Origin of the sequence: Flavisolibacter ginsengisoli DSM 18119 (genome assembly GCF_900129295.1) — a bacterium.
In the GTDB taxonomy this organism is placed as follows: domain Bacteria; phylum Bacteroidota; class Bacteroidia; order Chitinophagales; family Chitinophagaceae; genus Flavisolibacter; species Flavisolibacter ginsengisoli.
In genome coordinates this window covers 324,008-341,724 of the sequence record NZ_FQUU01000002.1, presented here as the reverse complement: position 1 = coordinate 341,724, position 17,717 = coordinate 324,008, and the positions used below count along the sequence as shown (strand labels likewise).

Annotated in this window: 18 protein-coding genes; 15 read left to right on the top strand and 3 right to left on the bottom strand. The window is 40.5% G+C overall.

What is annotated here, in order from left to right; all coding sequences use genetic code 11:
* Nucleotides 1-4: 4 nt before the first annotated feature.
* The 3 genes from BUA53_RS03585 (at nt 5) to BUA53_RS03575 (ending at nt 5,961) form a co-directional block, all read left to right on the top strand.
* Nucleotides 5-1,516 (top strand): TSUP family transporter, encoded by a 1,512-nt coding sequence (locus tag BUA53_RS03585; protein ID WP_072833868.1) that lies wholly within the window; start codon nt 5-7, stop codon nt 1,514-1,516.
* A 225-nt stretch (nt 1,517-1,741) separates the two neighbouring features.
* Nucleotides 1,742-4,726, top strand: a complete 2,985-nt coding sequence (locus BUA53_RS03580) for a TonB-dependent receptor (protein ID WP_084079789.1) — start codon at nt 1,742-1,744, stop codon at nt 4,724-4,726.
* Between the two features lie 119 nt (nt 4,727-4,845).
* Nucleotides 4,846-5,961, top strand: a complete 1,116-nt coding sequence (locus BUA53_RS03575) for an alkaline phosphatase family protein (RefSeq protein WP_072833867.1) — start codon at nt 4,846-4,848, stop codon at nt 5,959-5,961.
* A 27-nt stretch (nt 5,962-5,988) separates the two neighbouring features.
* Here the strand turns inward: BUA53_RS03575 and BUA53_RS03570 are convergent, their stop codons facing one another.
* From BUA53_RS03570 to BUA53_RS03560, 3 genes are all read right to left on the bottom strand, one after another.
* Entirely contained in the window at nt 5,989-6,204 is a 216-nt protein-coding gene (locus BUA53_RS03570; protein ID WP_072833866.1) for a hypervirulence associated TUDOR domain-containing protein, read from the bottom strand.
* A gap of 208 nt (nt 6,205-6,412) precedes the next feature.
* The gene (locus tag BUA53_RS03565) at nt 6,413-7,084 is read right to left on the bottom strand and encodes a BON domain-containing protein (protein WP_072833865.1); all 672 of its coding nucleotides are present in this window, start codon (nt 7,082-7,084) and stop codon (nt 6,413-6,415) included.
* A gap of 57 nt (nt 7,085-7,141) precedes the next feature.
* The gene (locus BUA53_RS03560; RefSeq protein ID WP_245793001.1) at nt 7,142-8,557 is read right to left on the bottom strand and encodes an erythromycin esterase family protein; all 1,416 of its coding nucleotides are present in this window, start codon (nt 8,555-8,557) and stop codon (nt 7,142-7,144) included.
* Nucleotides 8,558-8,599: 42 nt separating this feature from the next.
* Between BUA53_RS03560 and BUA53_RS03555 the strand changes: the two genes are divergently transcribed.
* The 12 genes from BUA53_RS03555 (at nt 8,600) to carA (ending at nt 17,692) form a co-directional block, all read left to right on the top strand.
* Nucleotides 8,600-9,286 carry a dienelactone hydrolase family protein gene (locus tag BUA53_RS03555; protein ID WP_245793000.1) on the top strand — a complete coding sequence of 229 codons (687 nt, stop codon included), beginning with the start codon at nt 8,600-8,602 and terminating at the stop codon, nt 9,284-9,286.
* Between the two features lie 10 nt (nt 9,287-9,296).
* Nucleotides 9,297-9,929: a phosphoribosyltransferase gene (locus tag BUA53_RS03550; protein ID WP_072833864.1), complete on the top strand. Its 633-nt coding sequence runs from the start codon at nt 9,297-9,299 to the stop codon at nt 9,927-9,929.
* Nucleotides 9,930-10,318: 389 nt separating this feature from the next.
* Nucleotides 10,319-11,476: a homogentisate 1,2-dioxygenase gene (locus BUA53_RS03545; RefSeq protein ID WP_072833863.1), complete on the top strand. Its 1,158-nt coding sequence runs from the start codon at nt 10,319-10,321 to the stop codon at nt 11,474-11,476.
* Nucleotides 11,477-11,968: 492 nt separating this feature from the next.
* Nucleotides 11,969-12,376 carry a hypothetical protein gene (locus tag BUA53_RS03540; RefSeq protein WP_072833862.1) on the top strand — a complete coding sequence of 136 codons (408 nt, stop codon included), beginning with the start codon at nt 11,969-11,971 and terminating at the stop codon, nt 12,374-12,376.
* 104 nt (nt 12,377-12,480) lie between these two features.
* The gene (gene infA, locus BUA53_RS03535) at nt 12,481-12,699 is read left to right on the top strand and encodes a translation initiation factor IF-1 (protein WP_072833861.1); all 219 of its coding nucleotides are present in this window, start codon (nt 12,481-12,483) and stop codon (nt 12,697-12,699) included.
* Nucleotides 12,700-12,721: 22 nt separating this feature from the next.
* Nucleotides 12,722-12,838 carry a type B 50S ribosomal protein L36 gene (ykgO, locus tag BUA53_RS03530; protein ID WP_072833860.1) on the top strand — a complete coding sequence of 39 codons (117 nt, stop codon included), beginning with the start codon at nt 12,722-12,724 and terminating at the stop codon, nt 12,836-12,838.
* A gap of 71 nt (nt 12,839-12,909) precedes the next feature.
* Nucleotides 12,910-13,290 (top strand): 30S ribosomal protein S13, encoded by a 381-nt coding sequence (gene rpsM / locus BUA53_RS03525; protein WP_072833859.1) that lies wholly within the window; start codon nt 12,910-12,912, stop codon nt 13,288-13,290.
* Between the two features lie 192 nt (nt 13,291-13,482).
* Nucleotides 13,483-13,905 (top strand): 30S ribosomal protein S11, encoded by a 423-nt coding sequence (gene rpsK, locus BUA53_RS03520; RefSeq protein ID WP_072833858.1) that lies wholly within the window; start codon nt 13,483-13,485, stop codon nt 13,903-13,905.
* A 136-nt stretch (nt 13,906-14,041) separates the two neighbouring features.
* Nucleotides 14,042-14,647, top strand: a complete 606-nt coding sequence (gene rpsD, locus BUA53_RS03515; RefSeq protein ID WP_072833857.1) for a 30S ribosomal protein S4 — start codon at nt 14,042-14,044, stop codon at nt 14,645-14,647.
* A gap of 119 nt (nt 14,648-14,766) precedes the next feature.
* On the top strand, nt 14,767-15,768 hold the full coding sequence (locus tag BUA53_RS03510) for a DNA-directed RNA polymerase subunit alpha (protein ID WP_072833856.1): 1,002 nt from the start codon (nt 14,767-14,769) through the stop codon (nt 15,766-15,768).
* A gap of 144 nt (nt 15,769-15,912) precedes the next feature.
* Nucleotides 15,913-16,437 (top strand): 50S ribosomal protein L17, encoded by a 525-nt coding sequence (rplQ, locus tag BUA53_RS03505; RefSeq protein ID WP_072833855.1) that lies wholly within the window; start codon nt 15,913-15,915, stop codon nt 16,435-16,437.
* A gap of 154 nt (nt 16,438-16,591) precedes the next feature.
* Nucleotides 16,592-17,692 (top strand): glutamine-hydrolyzing carbamoyl-phosphate synthase small subunit, encoded by a 1,101-nt coding sequence (carA, locus tag BUA53_RS03500; protein ID WP_072833854.1) that lies wholly within the window; start codon nt 16,592-16,594, stop codon nt 17,690-17,692.
* The last annotated feature ends 25 nt before the right edge of the window (nt 17,693-17,717 follow it).

Here is a 17,717-nt window from a genome sequence, read left to right as displayed (position 1 = left end):
ATATATGGAAACAGAGGTATTACATAAGGAAGAAATAGAACAGTTAGAAGAAAGTGTCAATCGCCTGTTCCCTGTCTTTTTGAAGCTGGAAAACTTGGAAGTTCTGCTCGTTGGTGCGGGAAATGTAGGCTTGGAAAAATTAACAGCAATGCTTCAAAATGCACCTAATACCCACATCACTGTGGTGGCAGGTAAAGTGTCAGATAAAGTGAAGCATTTTTCAGCAAGTGCTTCTTATGTAACTATTATTGAAAGAGATTTTGAGCCAGCAGATCTATTGTTAAAAGATATTGTTGTCATAGCTGTTAATGATAAGAATGTTAGCCAGGAGATACGGGTGTTAGCAAAAGAGAAAAACTTATTGGTAAATGTTGCCGATACACCCGGGCTTTGTGATTTTTACCTTGGATCGATCGTCCAGAAGGGTTCAGTAAAAATTGCCATTTCCACTAATGGAAAATCTCCTACCATGGCCAAAAGGTTGAAAGAAGTGTTGAATGCTGCTATACCGGCAGAAATAAATAATGCTACTGACAATCTTCATATCATACGTAACAGGCTGAATGGAAGCTTTGCTACCAGGGTTAAAAAGCTGGATGAACTTACGCGGGGACTTGTGGAAAAGGATAATGCAGAAAAAGAAAAGCAATGGAAAAGAATTGCCACTATAAGTATCACGGTTTTTGCCTTAATGTTATTAGGCCATTTTATCTTTTCCTACATACCCTTAAAAGAATTTGCGGTAACGGCGGTAGATTGGTCTAAAACACTCGACCGCAATTTTTTATGGATGATCCTTGCAGGTTTTCTTGCCCAAATGGTTGATGGGGCCACCAGTATGGGATATGGAGTTACGAGTGCAATTGTACTGATGTCTGCAAATGTAAGTCCGTCAGCTATCAGCGGGAGTATTCATACTGCTGAAATGTTTGCCAGCGGTGCATCCGGGTACAGCCATTATAAATTTGGAAATGTAAATAAAAAGATGTTCAAGGCGCTTCTGATCCCGGGTATTCTCGGTGCGGTGCTTGGTGCAGTGTTGCTTGTTAAATTGGGCGAGTCACACATTTCCTATTTAAGGCCAGCCATGGCAGTGTATACCTTGTTCCTGGGAATAAAGATCTTTATCAATGCCTTTAAAAAAACCAATGTAAAAAAGAAATTCAGACATTACGGATGGTTAGCGGGTGTTGGAGGGTTCCTGGATTCATTTGGCGGTGGGGGCTGGGGGCCAATTGTTTCTGCTACCCTCATAACCAAGGGTAGAACGCCGCGCTTTGTAGTAGGATCAGTCAGTCTTACCGAATTCTTTGTGACCCTGGCAAGCGCGTTTACTTTTTTTACGCTGATAGGCGTTCAGCATTGGCAGGTTATACTTGCTTTAGTCATTGGGGGCCTGATAGCTGCCCCTATTGCTGCCAGGCTTTCAGGCAAATTGCCTAAAAAAGCTTCTTTTATTTTATTGGGTGTTATAGTGGTGCTCTGGAGTGTGCGCATTCTAATCAAAGTTTTGTAAGAAATATGAAACAGCCTTTAATAACTGCCAGTCTCTATTATTATTATTTTAATTGCCACCTGCAAAAGACTCAATATCCAGGACCTTCTCTTGTCCGATGTAGTTTCGTTTAATTCAATTCTCCCACTAGAACTTTTTATAAAAGAGCATACACAGATTGCGCTGGCAGTTGAATCTATGCAATAGTCAGGCACTTTGTTTTACATCATCCATAATCAACTAACAATGCATTCCATAAATTATACATCATACATACTTCCCACATTTATTAAGTCAGGACAAAATAAAAAAGCCTTCTTATTATCATCGTTGTTATTAATTTCTATTTTCTTATTTGCACAGCAAACCATTGAAATCTCGGGGCTGGTTACCGGACGCGAAAATCAAGACCCTTTACCCGGTGTTGCAGTAAATATCAAAGGCACTGTAGTAGGTACGCTTACCAATAGTAATGGAGCGTTTGTTTTACGAACCAGGCAAAAGCTTCCTTTTATACTTTTATTTAGCTCAGTTGGTTTTGCGCCTGATGAAGTAGAGGTGACAAGTATTAGTTCACAATTAAAGGTCGCTTTATCTACAAGAGTGGTTCTAGGAAGTGAGGTTGTAGTATCAGCATCCCGTGTACCTGAAAATATTCTTCGTTCTCCTGTTGCCATTGAAAAGCTGGATATAAGGGCCATTAAGGAAACTCCATCTCCGGGTTTTTATGATGCCCTTGAAAAAGTTAAAGGAGTACAGATGATCACTGCCAGCTTAACCCTTAAGGTGCCCAATACAAGAGGATTTAATACATCTAATAATTTCCGTTTCATGCAAATGGTTGATGGAATAGATATGCAGGCCGCTACCTTGGGTGTACCGCTTGGCAATGCCATAGGGCCCTCTGAACTTGATATTCAAAGTGTAGAGATCACACCGGGAGCAGCATCGGCATTATATGGAATGAATGCTATAAATGGAATGGCTAACCTTATCACAAAAAACCCGTTTGATTTCCAGGGCTTAAGTATTTATCATAAAACAGGGATCAACCATGTAGATGGAATTGATCATACACCTGCCATCCTTACAGAATCTGCCATCCGTTTTGCCAGGGCATATAACAATCATTTTGCGTTTAAAGTGAACTTAAGCTATATGCAGGGAATTGACTGGCGGTCAAATACAAGGGCTGATCAAAATCCAAATAATTTAAAAACCTCAAATCCTTCCTACCCGGAATTGAACGGGATTAATAATACAGCATTTGACGGCTGGAACAAATATGGCGATGATGCATTGGCGGGAAGTAACCTGGTATCATTAAGCGGACTTACTATTAATGGCAAGACCAATCAAACATTACGGGTAGCACGCACAGGATATTGGGAAACGGACCTTGTAAAACCACAGGTGGATAATCTCAAATTGGATGCATCGCTGCATTACCGGTTTTCAGAAAAAGCAGAACTATCCTATACCTATAGAGCAGGCAAGATGGATGGCGTATTTCAACGCGGAAATAAAATTCAACTGGACAATGTGATTGTTCAAAACCATGCATTGGAATTGAAAGGAAACAAATTCCTGGTAAAAACCTATATCTCATTGGAGAATACGGGTGATTCCTATAATGTCAAACCACTTGCAGATAACCTGGATCTTTACAGTGGTGGGTCTAATTCTGCCTGGGCAACTAAGTATAAGAATGCATTATTAGCCTATAGTAGCGCTAATGGTGGCGCTTTAACTTCATCCAACCTGGCGGCGGCTGCAAATTACGCCCGCAGCATTGCAGATGCCAGCCATGTAGTGCCTGGAACCGCGGCATTTGAAGCCCTGAAAAATCAGATCATCTCTATCAATAATTGGGATATTCGTTCTGCTTCTATACCCGATGCACCGGAAACAGGTGGTGCAGCTCTTATTCAAAAAAGCAGGTTATACCATGGAGAAGCTCAATATGATTTGTCAGGGAAAATTAGGTTTGTTGATATCCTGGTAGGCGCAGATGCACGTGTATATGAGATAATACCTGATGGAAATAATTTCGTTGATTTCTCAAGGCCAATACCAGAAAGAAATCTTCCATTGAAGGATGGCAGTTTTGGAAATAATGTATATTATAAAAAGTATGGCGCTTTTTCCCAGTTGACCAAAAACCTGCTTAACTCCAAATTAAAACTTTTTGCTTCTTTACGCTATGATTATAATCCTGAATTTAATCCAAAGTTTACTCCAAGGATAGCCGCTGTATACACCTTACATGATAAGCACAATTTCCGTTTGACCTTCCAGCAAGGCTATAGATTCCCAGCCTTATTTGAGGCATTATCCTATGTAAATAATGGAAGGGTCAAAAGGGTCGGTAGTCTTTCCTATATTAATGAGGGATTGGGATACCTTGAAAATAGTTACACACAGGCATCTGTTATTAATTTTAATGCAAAAGTAAGTGCACAAGGTAATAGTGATTCGGCTGCTCTTGCCAATCGTAATTTATTGGTAATAGCAAACCTTCCCAAAGCCATGCCGGAAAAGATCAATTCCCTGGAAGTGGGGTATAAGACAGTTTTGCTCGATAATAAATTGATTATTGATTTCGATGCCTACAGTAATCAGTATGATGGATTTTTAGGACAGGTGCAGGTATTTGTGCCTAAAAATGAAAAGGTGGGAACTGATGAAGCTGTGCTTGCCATGCTTGACAGGAACAGGGATGCAACAACCGCTACTTCTAATACAGCTGCAAGCCAGGGACAGGATCGCTATAGAGTTTATACAAATTCAAAAAATACCTACAGGAACTATGGAGCAGCTATGGGCTTTCTTTATAATTTTTACAGGCGCTATAGTTTTTCAGGAAATATCAACTATAATAATATTAAGGAACTGGATGCGAAAGATATTTTTGTAACAGGATTTAATACACCACTTTGGTCAACCAATATTGCATTCAGCAACAGGGAGATCTTTAAAAATATTGGCTTTGCCATTGCCTGGAAATGGCAGGATAGTTATGTATGGGAAAGCCCTCTTGTAAATGGCAACATCCCGGCCTTCCAGACGATTGATGCGCAGGTTAGCTTTCACTTGCCATCGGTTAAATCCCAACTGAAAATAGGAGGTGCTAATATTTTAAATAAGCGTCATATTGAATATGCCGGAGGGCCAACCATTGGAGCAATTTATTATATAGCAGCAACAATGGAGGGATTATTCAATCATTGAAATGGAGAACGGCAATTAATCGGTAAAAAGAATACTTCTTCATTATCTTAGTTGAAATAAGGTCTGATGATTTTATTGGTCACCTCTAGAACAAAGGCTTTTATTTCTTTACTACCATTATGAAGAAGATTCTTTTTTTCAGCTTTGTGCTAATGGGGATTGTTGCCCAGGCCCAGCATAAAACAGTTTCTATTCCATCTCAATTAATTGCCGAAAACATTATTATAGTTACAACAGATGGATTTAGATGGCAGGAAGTATTTGGCGGTATGGATTCATCAATTGCCAATAATAATAAATACAACGAAGGTGATAGTTCTTATTTATACCAGGCCTATTGGAATACCAATAGTGAAGAGCGGAGAAAGAAACTAATGCCTTTTTTATGGTCTGTAATAGCAACAAATGGACAACTGTATGGTAACCGGAATTATGGTAATAAAGTGAACACCGCCAATCCTTATTGGTTCAGTTATCCAGGTTACAGTGAGATCATGACAGGCTTTGCTGATACTGCAATTAATTCCAATGAATATCCTCCTAACCCAAATACAAATGTGCTGGAATATTTAAACAAACAACCTGGGTTTCAAGGAAAGGTTTCGGTATTTGGTGCATGGAATGCTTTTGACCGCATTTTAAATGAGAAACGAAGTGGCATGCCGGTTATATCTGCGTTTGACCTTGTTGGGGGGAAGTATCCCAATGCCAACCAGCTATTGATCAATAAAATGAGGCGTGACTCTTACAAGCCATGGCGTATGGGGGAATGTCTTGATGTATTCACGCACTATGCTGCTATAGAAGAACTGAATAAAAATAAGCCCAGGGTTTTATATATAGCTTACGGTGAAACTGATGAATGGGCGCATTCAGGTAAATACCGTTCTTACCTGGATGCAGCGCACCAGGTAGACGCCTGGATCAGGGAACTTTGGGAAAAGGTGCAATCCGATCCACACTATCGCAATAAAACTTCTCTGTTTATTACTACCGATCACGGGCGGGGAGATATTATAAAGGACCAATGGAGGGATCATGGAAGTGATGTGCCAGGTGCCAATGAAATATGGTTGGCAGTAATGGGTCCCGGTGTTAACACAGGTGGAGAAATTAAATACGAAGGACAATGGTATCAGCAACAATTTGCACAGACCATAGCCAAACTATTAGGCTATGAATTCAGGGCTGAACATCCCATTGCACCAGCTATTGTTCCTGTCACGGGGAAGTAATTTTGCTCCCCAGGAAAACTGGAAAAGCTATTTCTTGAATTTTGTAAGAGCGGAGCCTTTATGTGCTGCAATATGATCAGACTTATCACTTTTTATTTCATACTGTGGTTCTTCTTTCGAAGCATGGTGTGTATAACCCTTATAATTAAAGTCTGCATAATGTATTTTAATGATCTTGCCGGAAACATGGCCGGCTTCAGAGTTCCAGCTTACATGGTCACCAACTTTGAATTCCTTACTCATAAATTAATATTTAAGCAATGGGTCATGTTATCATCATAACGCATCAAATACCTGACCGAAAATCTTACATCAGATATTGATGATTAAATGAGTGCACGAAATCCATCCCCTTCCCAGGAAAGTATGAAAGGGGCAACACAACTAAGTTGTTTGTGTTTAGTAAAAACAAACAGGCAATGCTTTAGCAGACATTGCCTGTTATTGTGGTTTAAAACATTAACTCTTCCTGGGGTATCAATTCAAGGTGACTTTCAACTGTAGCAATACCAGGAGCAAACCAGGCAGCTTCCTCGGCATCTTCTTTTTCAGTATAGGAGCGAACCTTTCCTTTTAGTATTACTTTATTGCCAACGACATCAACAGATATTCTTTCTGCATCTATAGTTGCTGTTCGCAATAATGCCGAAGTGATCTTTGACTTTACATCACCTGCAGAAGCTTTGGGCTTAATGGCAATATTGTTGATCACACTACGAACACCTAGAAGGTTTACAACTGCATTGCGGGCAGAATTCCTTTGATATTCCCATTCTACTTCGCCTCCAAGTGTTACCACTCCATCTTCTACTTTTACTTCCAGTTTATCCTCAGGTACTGCACTATGCCATTTCAATGCATTCAAAACTGAAGCAGCAATATCAGTGTCACTCTTTCTGTAGCTTGGTAAAACGCCAATCTGAATATCTTCTGCAATAGCTTTTACACCTGCAACTTTTCTGACAGTTCGTTCAGCTTCCAGCTTTTGAGCATAACTGTCCACCTGCCCTGAAAGTGTAACTATTCCATTTTTAATGGATACACCGATCTCGGAAGCTTTTAAAAAGGGATTCCATTTCAATTGGTTCATTACATCCTGTTGAATTTCGAGATCATTTTTCATAATAAAATAATTTAAATGATGAATAATTAGTCCTCAAAAGGAGTAACAGAATTTTTGTCATACGCCGAATGGATAAGTTTCAGGTATCTGGTGTCCATCAGGCTGGATATGTAAGGGGTGTAAGGCAGTTGTATGATCCAGGTAGATAAACGCATCATAACGTAATGGTAGAATACTGGGAACATAATTGCCGTACTTTTCATATTCCGGATTATATACTACGCCTATGGCCCGATGGCCGATATGAGTTTCCATTAATTCTTCATCCATGAAATCATCCATTATCAATAACTTATTTTCAGGGCTGGCTTTGTGCAATATATATTCCCAGCTTCCTTTTCTTGCTGGAGGCACGGCCATTACTTTCATGGGTGCACCCCAGCCTTTTGCTGCTATCACTTCTCCTTTATATGATCCGAAACCAACTAATACCACTCCGTGTTCATGGTGTTTTATCCTGGCCAACTCCCCAACATTATACATGCCCTCAGTAGTCATGTCTGTTGCCCTGGCATCTCCAATATGTGTATTGTGTTCCCAGATGATAACCTTTGCACCTTTCCCATGAAAGTCAGTTAAGCGATTGAGCGTTTCGTACATATGATGATCCCTTACATTCCAGGAGTGAGGCCCCCCTTTTACCATGGCCCTATAGTACCTTTCTGCATTGAGTGTTACGATTGCATTTTGCTCAACGTTAAAAACATTTTCATGATCTGAATTATAAGAAGGTAAATGTTCCTGTATCTTTTTAAGCAATTCTACCACTTCATCAGTACACAACTCCGGAACAAATTGAGTTGCCCGGGCATATCCCCGGCCTTCATCAGCTTTGTATGGTTCAAAACAATGGAATGTTTCTTCAGCTACCTTCAAAGCATTTGGATCAATATGTTTTAAATATTCCCGAATGGCTTCCAGGCTTTCCCATAGACTGTAAACATCAAGTCCATAAAACCCTATTTTTTTGCTAGCAGGTAAAGGTTTATTATACTTATATAACCAATCAATCATTGCAACCATTTCCCAGTTAGCCCACATCCATGTAGGCCAGCGGTTAAAGCGTTTTAATACACCCAGCGCACTGCCTCCAGCATTTGCATAGTTTTTAATGTAACGATTCACCTGGTAACAATCCGGCCAGTCTCCTTCCACGGCTATAAATTGAAACCCCTTTTCTTTTATGAGTTTTTTTGTGATCTGTGAACGCCATGTATAGTATTCGTGCGTGCCATGCGACGCTTCTCCAAGCATTACAAATTGAGCATCGCCGATCCTGTCAAACAATGGCTGAAGGTCAGCCTGGTTCGTTAACACCTCAGCCTTATCCTTAATAATAGAAATGGTTCTTTCTTCATTAGGTGCTAATTCTTTTGTAAAGTACCTGCGCATAATTAAGGGTTTTCCCAAAGCAAAACCAATTCCCCAGGTCTGGCAATGAGCACTGTCAAAGAAAGGAGTGATGGTGGTCATTGCCTCTGAAGGGATACTGAAATAGGTTTACACCAGTAAAGAATGAGCGTTTATATTTTAAGTGATTTTATGGATACCTACGACAAAATTACCATCAGCATTCCCCTGGAAAATGTCGAGCTGAAAGGAGACATGGCACTTCCTGCAAATGCACATGCTCTGGTAGTATTTGCCCACGGAAGTGGAAGCAGCAGGTTAAGCCCACGCAACCAGTTAGTAGCAACCTATCTCAATAGCATTGGCTTGGGTACATTGTTATTTGACCTGTTAACTTATGAAGAAGATAAAAACTATTCAACCCGCTTTGATATAAACCTGCTGGCAGATAGACTTTTGAAGGCAACACTATGGGTGGAAGGGCAGAACTGGGGTAAGAATGTTCAAATAGGTTATTTCGGTGCCAGCACGGGTGCTGCAGCTGCATTGGTAGCAGCTTCTAAATTATCCCAGGTCCTTGCTGTAGTTAGCAGGGGAGGAAGACCTGATCTTGCTTTTTCTGCCCTTCCAAAAGTGAAGGCTGCTACTTTGCTTATCGTAGGCAGCCTTGATTCCCAGGTATTGCAGCTCAACAAGCAAGCCTATAATCAATTATCGACAGAAAAGAAATTGGAGGTGGTGGCAGGTGCCTCCCATTTATTTGAAGAAGAAGGCACTATGGATCAGGTTTGTCTTTTGGCTGGAAACTGGTTTGAAAAGCACCTGCAGCCTATACCCTTGCTAAACGATTAAAATTTATAACATGTTTACAAACAGAAGTGAGGCGGGAAGAATGCTTGCCACAAGATTGCGCAAGTACAAAAATATTCCGGGGGTTGTACTGGCTGTTCCAAGGGGTGGGGTACCTGTTGCTTATGAAATTGCCAAAGAATTAAACATTCCCCTCGAGGTCATCCTTGTAAAAAAGCTTGGCCATCCCAATAATAAAGAATATGCCATCGGTGCCGTTGGCCTTAAAGACAGTTTTGTACTGCCACACGAAAACGTAACCCAGCATTATATTGAAACAGAAATTGCCAATATTCGCGAACGGTTAAAAGAAATGCAAATAAGTTTCATGGGAGATAAGGAACCGCAAAACCTTACTGGTAAAACAGTGATCCTGGTGGATGATGGCATAGCAACTGGTAACACAATTTTAGGCACCGTCCAGGTGCTTAGAAAAAGCCAACCGTATAAAATTGTTCTGGCAGTACCTGTAGCCTCACAATCTGCAGTGGAAAAACTAGAACCTTTTGTTGAAGAAATGGTTATACTGCTATGCCCTGAATCCTTCAGAAGTGTTGGTTTGTTTTATAGTGATTTCTCACAAGTAAGCGATGAGGAAGTAATTCATTACCTCGACAAGCTTAATGCACTTAAAAAGATAAGCTAACCAGGAAACTAATGTACTCTTATGCTCAATCACCTTTAGCCAAAAATAAATCAGCGCATAAAGGCTATTATGATTAAACATCGCTGCCTTCATTTATTGTTAACCATCCAGGTTCCCTACATTCCCTGAAAACCTCCTGTTAAGTAATTCATGGTTGCCACCTTTCAATATCTTGGGAAATAGCTATATTAGTTGCTGCGAATGCTGGCTATGTTGTTTTGTAGAAACTTTACCTATTGGATAGATAAACGCAGGTGGAAATATATTTTCCTGCTAGCTACCCTGGATCTTTCGGGTTTACTATAGCCATGCTCATCTATATCTTCCGGTATTATATTTTTTATTGGTTCTGATAATACCGGGTATTCTCAAACTATTCAAATTGCACTATGCCTTATTATCATAAACTGGGTGAGATACCCCATAAGAGACACACTCAGTTCCGCAAGCCAGATGGTTCATTATATGCTGAACAATTATTTTCTACTGAAGGTTTCTCTAACGACTATTCCCTGCTTTACCATGTATATCCTCCCACCCAGATCATAAAAACAGAAAAGCCCATAAATGTGGCCCCGAAAATTGCAGAGGAAAAAATGTTAAGCCACCGCAGTTTTGAAGGCTTTAAGATAAAGCCTGAAAATGATTTCCTTGACAGCAGGATACCAGTGCTTGTAAATAATGATGTTCATATAGTTTTAGCTGCCCCCCGGCAGGGTATGGAGGATTATTTCTTTAAAAACGCCGATGCTGATGAAATGATCTTCGTTCATGAAGGTAGCGGCATATTAAGGACCATGTATGGCGAGCTAAGTTTTGGTTATGGAGATTATCTCGTTATTCCCAGGGGTACTATTTACCAAATCAGTTTCAATGGTGAGGACAATCGTTTGTTTATAGTGGAATCTTTTAGCCCAATCAGGTTCCCTAAAAAATACCTGAGTAAGAATGGCCAATTGCTGGAACACTCACCATTTTGTGAAAGAGATATAAGGGCACCTCAGAATTTATTTACCCATGACGAAAGAGGAGATTTTCTGGTACGTACCCGAAAACGAGGCATACAGTATAATATTCATTATTCAGCCCATCCTTTTGACGTTATAGGTTGGGATGGATGCTGTTATCCTTTTGCCTTCTCTATTCACGATTTCGAGCCTATAACAGGTAGGGTGCATCAACCACCTCCCGTTCACCAGACCTTCGAGGCAAACAATTTTGTTGTTTGTTCTTTCTGTCCGCGCCTGTTTGATTATCACCCGGAAGCTATACCAGCTCCTTATAATCACAGTAATATTGACAGCGACGAGGTATTATATTATGTAGACGGTGATTTTATGAGCCGTAAAAATGTCACCCGGGGCATGATCACGCTGCATCCCGCAGGCATTCCTCATGGTCCGCATCCTGGTGCAGTAGAGAAAAGCATCGGGGCTAAAGAAACCAAAGAACTGGCTGTTATGGTGGATACTTTTCATCCATTAATGCTAACCAAACAGGCTCTGGATATAGAAAATGATAATTATGTGATGAGCTGGGCTGAATAATTCAGTCTAAAATCAAATTAAAAGGGAAAAGACAATCCAGGCCTGGATTGTCTTTTCCCTTTTTTCGGCGGTGCTTAAGGCACTTTGTTCCCGGCCAAGTTGCACTTTATCCCAATAATATTTCATATATAAGCCATAGATGTCCCGAGGATATCCCGACTCTATAAGAGTCGGCTTATCGTCGGCTTATCCTCGGGATATCCTCGGGATATCTTCGGGATATCCTGTACTTAAGTTGCCTGTAAGGTCATTTCAACGGGGTCTAATTATTTGGGTAATTGTAATCAACCGAGGGGTGGCAAACAAAATGTTTGTGATTATTAAGTGCTTTTGGAGCAATAACTACAGGCTATCTTATTCAGTGAGGTCGAGGGGAAAGAAAGGATTCAATAAAACCTGGTATTCTTTTTATTCCTTAAAGCTTAATTTTTTGTGATTGGCTGAAAGTTCTTTCCTGAGTATTTTTTATATTTAAAACTAAATTATTCAGTTATGGTAAAAGTTGGAGATCTTAAAGCAGGGGACATAGTTCATGTTCTGCATGATGGGGATGAAAGAATTGGTTCTGTTGTGGAAATTAACCGGATGGACAACCTGGCCTGTATTGATAATGGAGTACAGGAGTTCTGGTATCCTCCGGAAGAAATAGTTCCGGTTCCCTTAACAGAAGCGCATTTAATGAATACACTGGGTTTTGAAAAAGAAGAAAATGAAGAGGGTGTTAAATACAAAAGAGGACCGTTCAGGATCCTGGTTCATGACCCAGGCAACTATACAAATATGGACGTCTGGTACCGCGAGGATCACCGACATTTTAACCACCCCATATATTTGCATGAATTGCAAAATCACTACCTTGCCATGACCAAAGTGCCACTGGAAAGGGCTCAAATAGATTAAAACTTCTTAATTTTTTGGGAAAAACAGGCATTAGAGTCGTAAAAAACGGCTCTTTTTTCTTTTTATGGGGGAAATACCTATATCTTTGCGCTCCCAAAATCTGTATGTCGAAACAGCCATTAATTAAACAGGACGGAACTATTATCGAAGCTTTATCTAATGCTATGTTCAGGGTAAAGCTTGAAAACGGACATGAAATACTGGCTACGATCTCAGGCAAAATGAGAATGCACTACATACGGATTTTGCCAGGAGATAAAGTTGGCGTGGAAATGAGCCCTTATGACCTGTCAAGGGGCAGGATCATTTTCCGTTATAAATAAATAAACGATTAATAACCTAACAATGAGAGTTAGAGCATCCATTAAGAAAAGAAGCGCCGACTGCAAGATTGTACGTCGCAAGGGAAGACTTTATGTAATTAACAAAAAGAACCCCCGCTTTAAGCAAAGACAAGGATAATTCATTGTCAATTGGCAGATGCTGGTTGATGATCTGAAATGAAAATTGAAAATTAAAAATTACAAATAACTATGGCTCGTATTGCCGGCGTTGACTTACCAAAAAACAAAAGAGGCGAAATAGGCCTAACCTATATCTTCGGAATAGGACCCGCCACTGCCCGTTACATTCTTGACAAACATGGTATTGACCGTAGCAAGAAGGTAAATGAGTGGAATGATGAAGATCTGAACAACATTCGTACTACCATTACTGAAGAGTTTAAGGTAGAAGGACAATTGCGTTCAGAAGTGCAAATGAGTATCAAGCGTTTACTTGATATCGCTTGTTACCGTGGTCTTCGCCATCGTAAAGGTTTGCCGGTAAGAGGTCAGCGTACTAAAACCAATAGCCGTACACGTAAAGGAAAGCGTAAGACGGTTGCTGGTAAGAAGAAAGCACCTAAGAAGTAAGATCTGAAGGCGTAGGTTTAGGGAACAAGGATAAAGAGATCTTCTTTAATCTTGTTCCTTACTTCCTGAGCCTTCTTTCTATATGCACCTATTTACTGGAACAATTGCGGATACCCCGGTGCAGGTGGAGGATTGGTCCAGGACTTTCTGCCAAAGCAGGAAGTTTATCATTAAAAAGATTACCTAAGTAAAATGGCAAAAGCACAACAAGGCGGCGGAAAAGGTCAGCAAAGCGCAAAGGCCGCTGCAAAAAAGAGGATCGTTAAGGTTGATACCTATGGCGATGCCCACGTAAACGCTACTTTCAACAACCTTATCATCTCTATTACCAACAAGCAAGGACAGGTTATTTCCTGGTCAAGTGCTGGTAAAATGGGTTTTAAAGGTTCTAAGAAAAACACTCCTTATGCTGCACAAATGGCTTCTTCAGATGCTGCCAAGGTAGCACTGGATGCAGGAGTGAAGAGAGTAGATGTATTTGTAAAAGGTCCTGGTGCCGGTAGAGAAAGTGCTATCCGTGCTTTGGCCCAGTCAGGAATTGAAGTAACCATGATCAAGGATGTAACTCCGTTACCTCACAATGGTTGCCGTCCTCCAAAGAAAAGAAGAGTATAATAGCAGGTGGCTTTATGGCCACTTTACATATAGTTGAGCCAATTTGGTTTCATTTAATAAAAGGGTGCTTCATTAATTTTTACCGCTTTCAACGATGAACGCACCGGTTTCTAAAAAGCGGAAATGAAAAAAAACTATGGCACGTTACAATGGTCCCAAGACCAAGATCTCCCGTATATTCGGAGAGCCCATTTTAGGAAATGGAAAATGGTTAGGTAAGAATTCTAACCCTCCTGGACAGCATGGTGCACAACGTAAGCGTAAAAGCTTAGGTGAATATGCACTCCAGTTGCGTGAAAAGCAAAAAGCTAAGTACACTTACGGTGTATTAGAGAAACAATTCCGCAAGACCTTTGAAGAAGCTTCCCGTCGTAAAGGTGTTACCGGTGAAAATTTAATTAAACTTCTGGAATCCCGTTTGGACAACACAGTTTTCCGTATGGGTATTGCTCCTTCCCGTCCTGCTGCCCGTCAATTGGTGAGCCACAAGCACGTTATGGTGAACGGTGATGTAGTTAACGTTCCTTCTTACCAGTTAAAGCCAGGTGATGTTGTTGCCTTGAAAGACAAATCAAAAGACAACACTTCGGTTACCAGCCAGATCCGTGGCCGTAATCCTAAGTTTACCTGGGTAGATTATAATGAAGCTGAGTTCCAGGGAACATTCATTACTTATCCTGAAAGAGAAAGCGTTCCGGAAAACATTAAAGAGCAGCTGATCGTCGAATTGTATTCTAAGTAATCATAGAGGATGCTCCATCTTTTATGGATGGACTGCTGTGAGGAAAGGTAAACAAGAGCAGGTGATCTGATGTGAACCCGCTGGTAATTAAAAAACAAACCTTAAATCTGAAATAACAAATGGCAATTTTAAATTTTCAGAAGCCCGACAAAATCGTTCTTCAAAAAGTTACTGATTTCGAAGCGCAATTCGAATTCCGTCCGCTGGAGCCAGGTTATGGCGTAACCATCGGAAACGCCCTTCGCCGTGTGTTGCTTAACTCTTTAGAGGGTTATGCCATCATAGGTGTAAGAATTGAAGGCGTAGATCATGAATTTGCAACAATCAAGGGTGTTTCTGAAGACGTGGTTGAGATCATTCTGAACCTGAAGCAGGTTCGTTTAAAGAAGATCGTTGATCATGACGTTCAAAATGAAAAGATCACTCTTTCTATAAAGAACAGAACTGAGTTCACTGCCGGTATGATGGCTGAAGGAACACAGTCTTTCCAGATCATGAATCCTGAATTGTTGATCTGCACTTTGGATAATTCATCCAAATTAGATGTGGAGATCACAATAGGCAAAGGTCGTGGTTATGTTCCTGCAGAAGAGAACAAACCAAAGGATGCTCCTTTGGGATATATTCCTGTTGATGCTATTTACACTCCTATAAAGAATGTAAAATACAGTATAGAAAATACCCGTGTTGAGCAACGTACTGACTATGAAAAGTTAGTGATGGAAGTAAACACTGATGGTACCATTCATCCTGAAGAAGCAGTAAAGCAGGCCAGCCGTATCCTGATACAGCACCTGATGATCATTACTGACGAGAACATCACCTTCGATAATAAAGAAGAAAAGAAAGAAGATATCGTTGACGAACAAACTTTACAATTACGTAAGGTATTGAAGACACCATTGGAAGATCTTGATCTTTCTGTACGTGCCTTCAACTGTTTGAAAGCAGCCAAGATCAATTCACTAAGCGAGCTTGTTCAGTATGAGCAGGAAGATTTGATGAAGTTCAGAAACTTCGGTCAGAAATCCCTGTCAGAGATCGAACAGGTGTTAAACGAAAGAGGCCTGCACTTCGGTATGGACCTTGGTAAATTAGGAATTGATAAGGACGATTATTAAAATAAAAAGTAAAAAGTCAAAAGTAGAAAAGGTGACTTGAAACATAGGAAACCTTTTTGAATTTTCTCTTTGACTTTTGACTTATTCTATAACAGTAGGCTGCAAATCCTGACACGGTGCAGCTGAATTTAAAACTTAAATGTCATGCGTCACGGAGACAAAATCAACAACCTCGGTCGTAAGAAAGCACACCGCGAAGCGTTGTTAAGCAACCTGGCTTGCCAGTTAATTCAGTACAAGCGAATTGTAACCACTTTGGCTAAAGCAAAAGCACTGCGTGTTTATGTAGAGCCATTGATCACTAAAAGCAAAAAGAATGAAACACACCAACGCCGTGTTGTATTCAGCTATTTGCAGGACAAAGCAGCAGTTACTGAATTATTTACCACGATCAGTGAGAAAATTGCAGGTCGCCCGGGTGGTTACACAAGGGTTATTAAGTTAGGCACACGTCCTGGTGACAATGCCGAACTGGCAATGATTGAACTGGTAGATTTCAATGAGATCTATGGTAAGGGTAAGGTAGAAAAGAAAGAAGGTGCTAAAAGAACCCGCCGCGCAGGTGGTGCCAGGAAGAAGGCAACTTCTGATACTCCGTCAGCGCAGGCTGAAACTTCAGCTCCTGCAGCAGAAACTCAAACAGAAGCAACTGGAGAACAAGCGAGCTAATGATTGCATGTTTCATATATCAAGGCAAGATTTTTTAATCTTGCCTTTTTTTATGCTCCAGCTATAGGATTTGCTAAAAATTCAGGAGCGTGGATAAGTTTAACGTTGGTAAATTATTTGAATATTTTTCTTTGCATAATCTTTAAAATAATCAATGGAACAAAGACAAGCAATTTTAGTTCTGGCAGATGGTACAACCTGTTATGGTAAGGCCTTTGGGGCTATTGGCACCACAGGTGGGGAAATCTGCTTTAATACAGGAATGACAGGCTACCAGGAAGTATTTACTGATCCAAGTTACTATGGCCAAGTGCTTATTATGAATACTGTTCATATCGGAAACTATGGAGTTGCTGATATAGATGTGGAAAGTGACAGCATCAAAATCAAGGGCTTGATAGGAAGAAACCTGGAAGAATTGTTTTCCCGCCGAAAAGCGCAGATGTCGCTTGATGAATACCTGAAATTACAGAATATTGTAGCCATAGAAGGTGTAGATACCCGTGCATTGGTTTCCCAAATAAGGAACCAGGGTGCAATGAATTGCATCATTTCTTCTGAAATACTTGATCCGCAGGTATTAAAGGATAAATTAAATGAAGTACCTGACATGTCAGGTTTAGAGTTGGCTTCCATTGTGAGCACAAAGGTGCCTTATGAATTGGGCGACCCTGCTTCACCGGTTAAGATAGCTGTGCTTGATTATGGCACCAAGAAGAATATCCTTAATTGTATGGTGGAAAGAGGTGCCTATGTAAAGGTGTTTCCTGCAAAGACATCTTTGGAAGAATTGAAAGCTTTCAACCCTTCAGGGTATTTTATCAGTAATGGTCCCGGGGATCCTGCATCCATGGAATATGCGGTGTCTACTATGAGAGGTATTCTTAAAGAAGAAAAACCAACATTTGGCATTTGCCTGGGTCACCAGATTTTAGCCCTGGCTAATGATATTCCAACATTTAAAATGCACCATGGCCATAGAGGCATGAACCACCCTGTAAAGAACCTGATATCCGGTAAGTGTGAAATCACTACACAAAACCACGGTTTTGGTGTAGATCCTGAAGCAGTGAGGAAAGCGGAAAATATTGAGATTACGCATGTTAACCTTAATGACCAGTCAATTGAGGGTATTCGTGTGAAGGGAAAGCCAGCCTTCTCAGTGCAATACCATCCCGAAAGTACACCTGGTCCTCACGATAGCCGTTATCTCTTTGATGAATTTATTGAGATGATTCAAAAGCATATCGCTTAATTTTAAGTCCCGCAAATGCGGGATT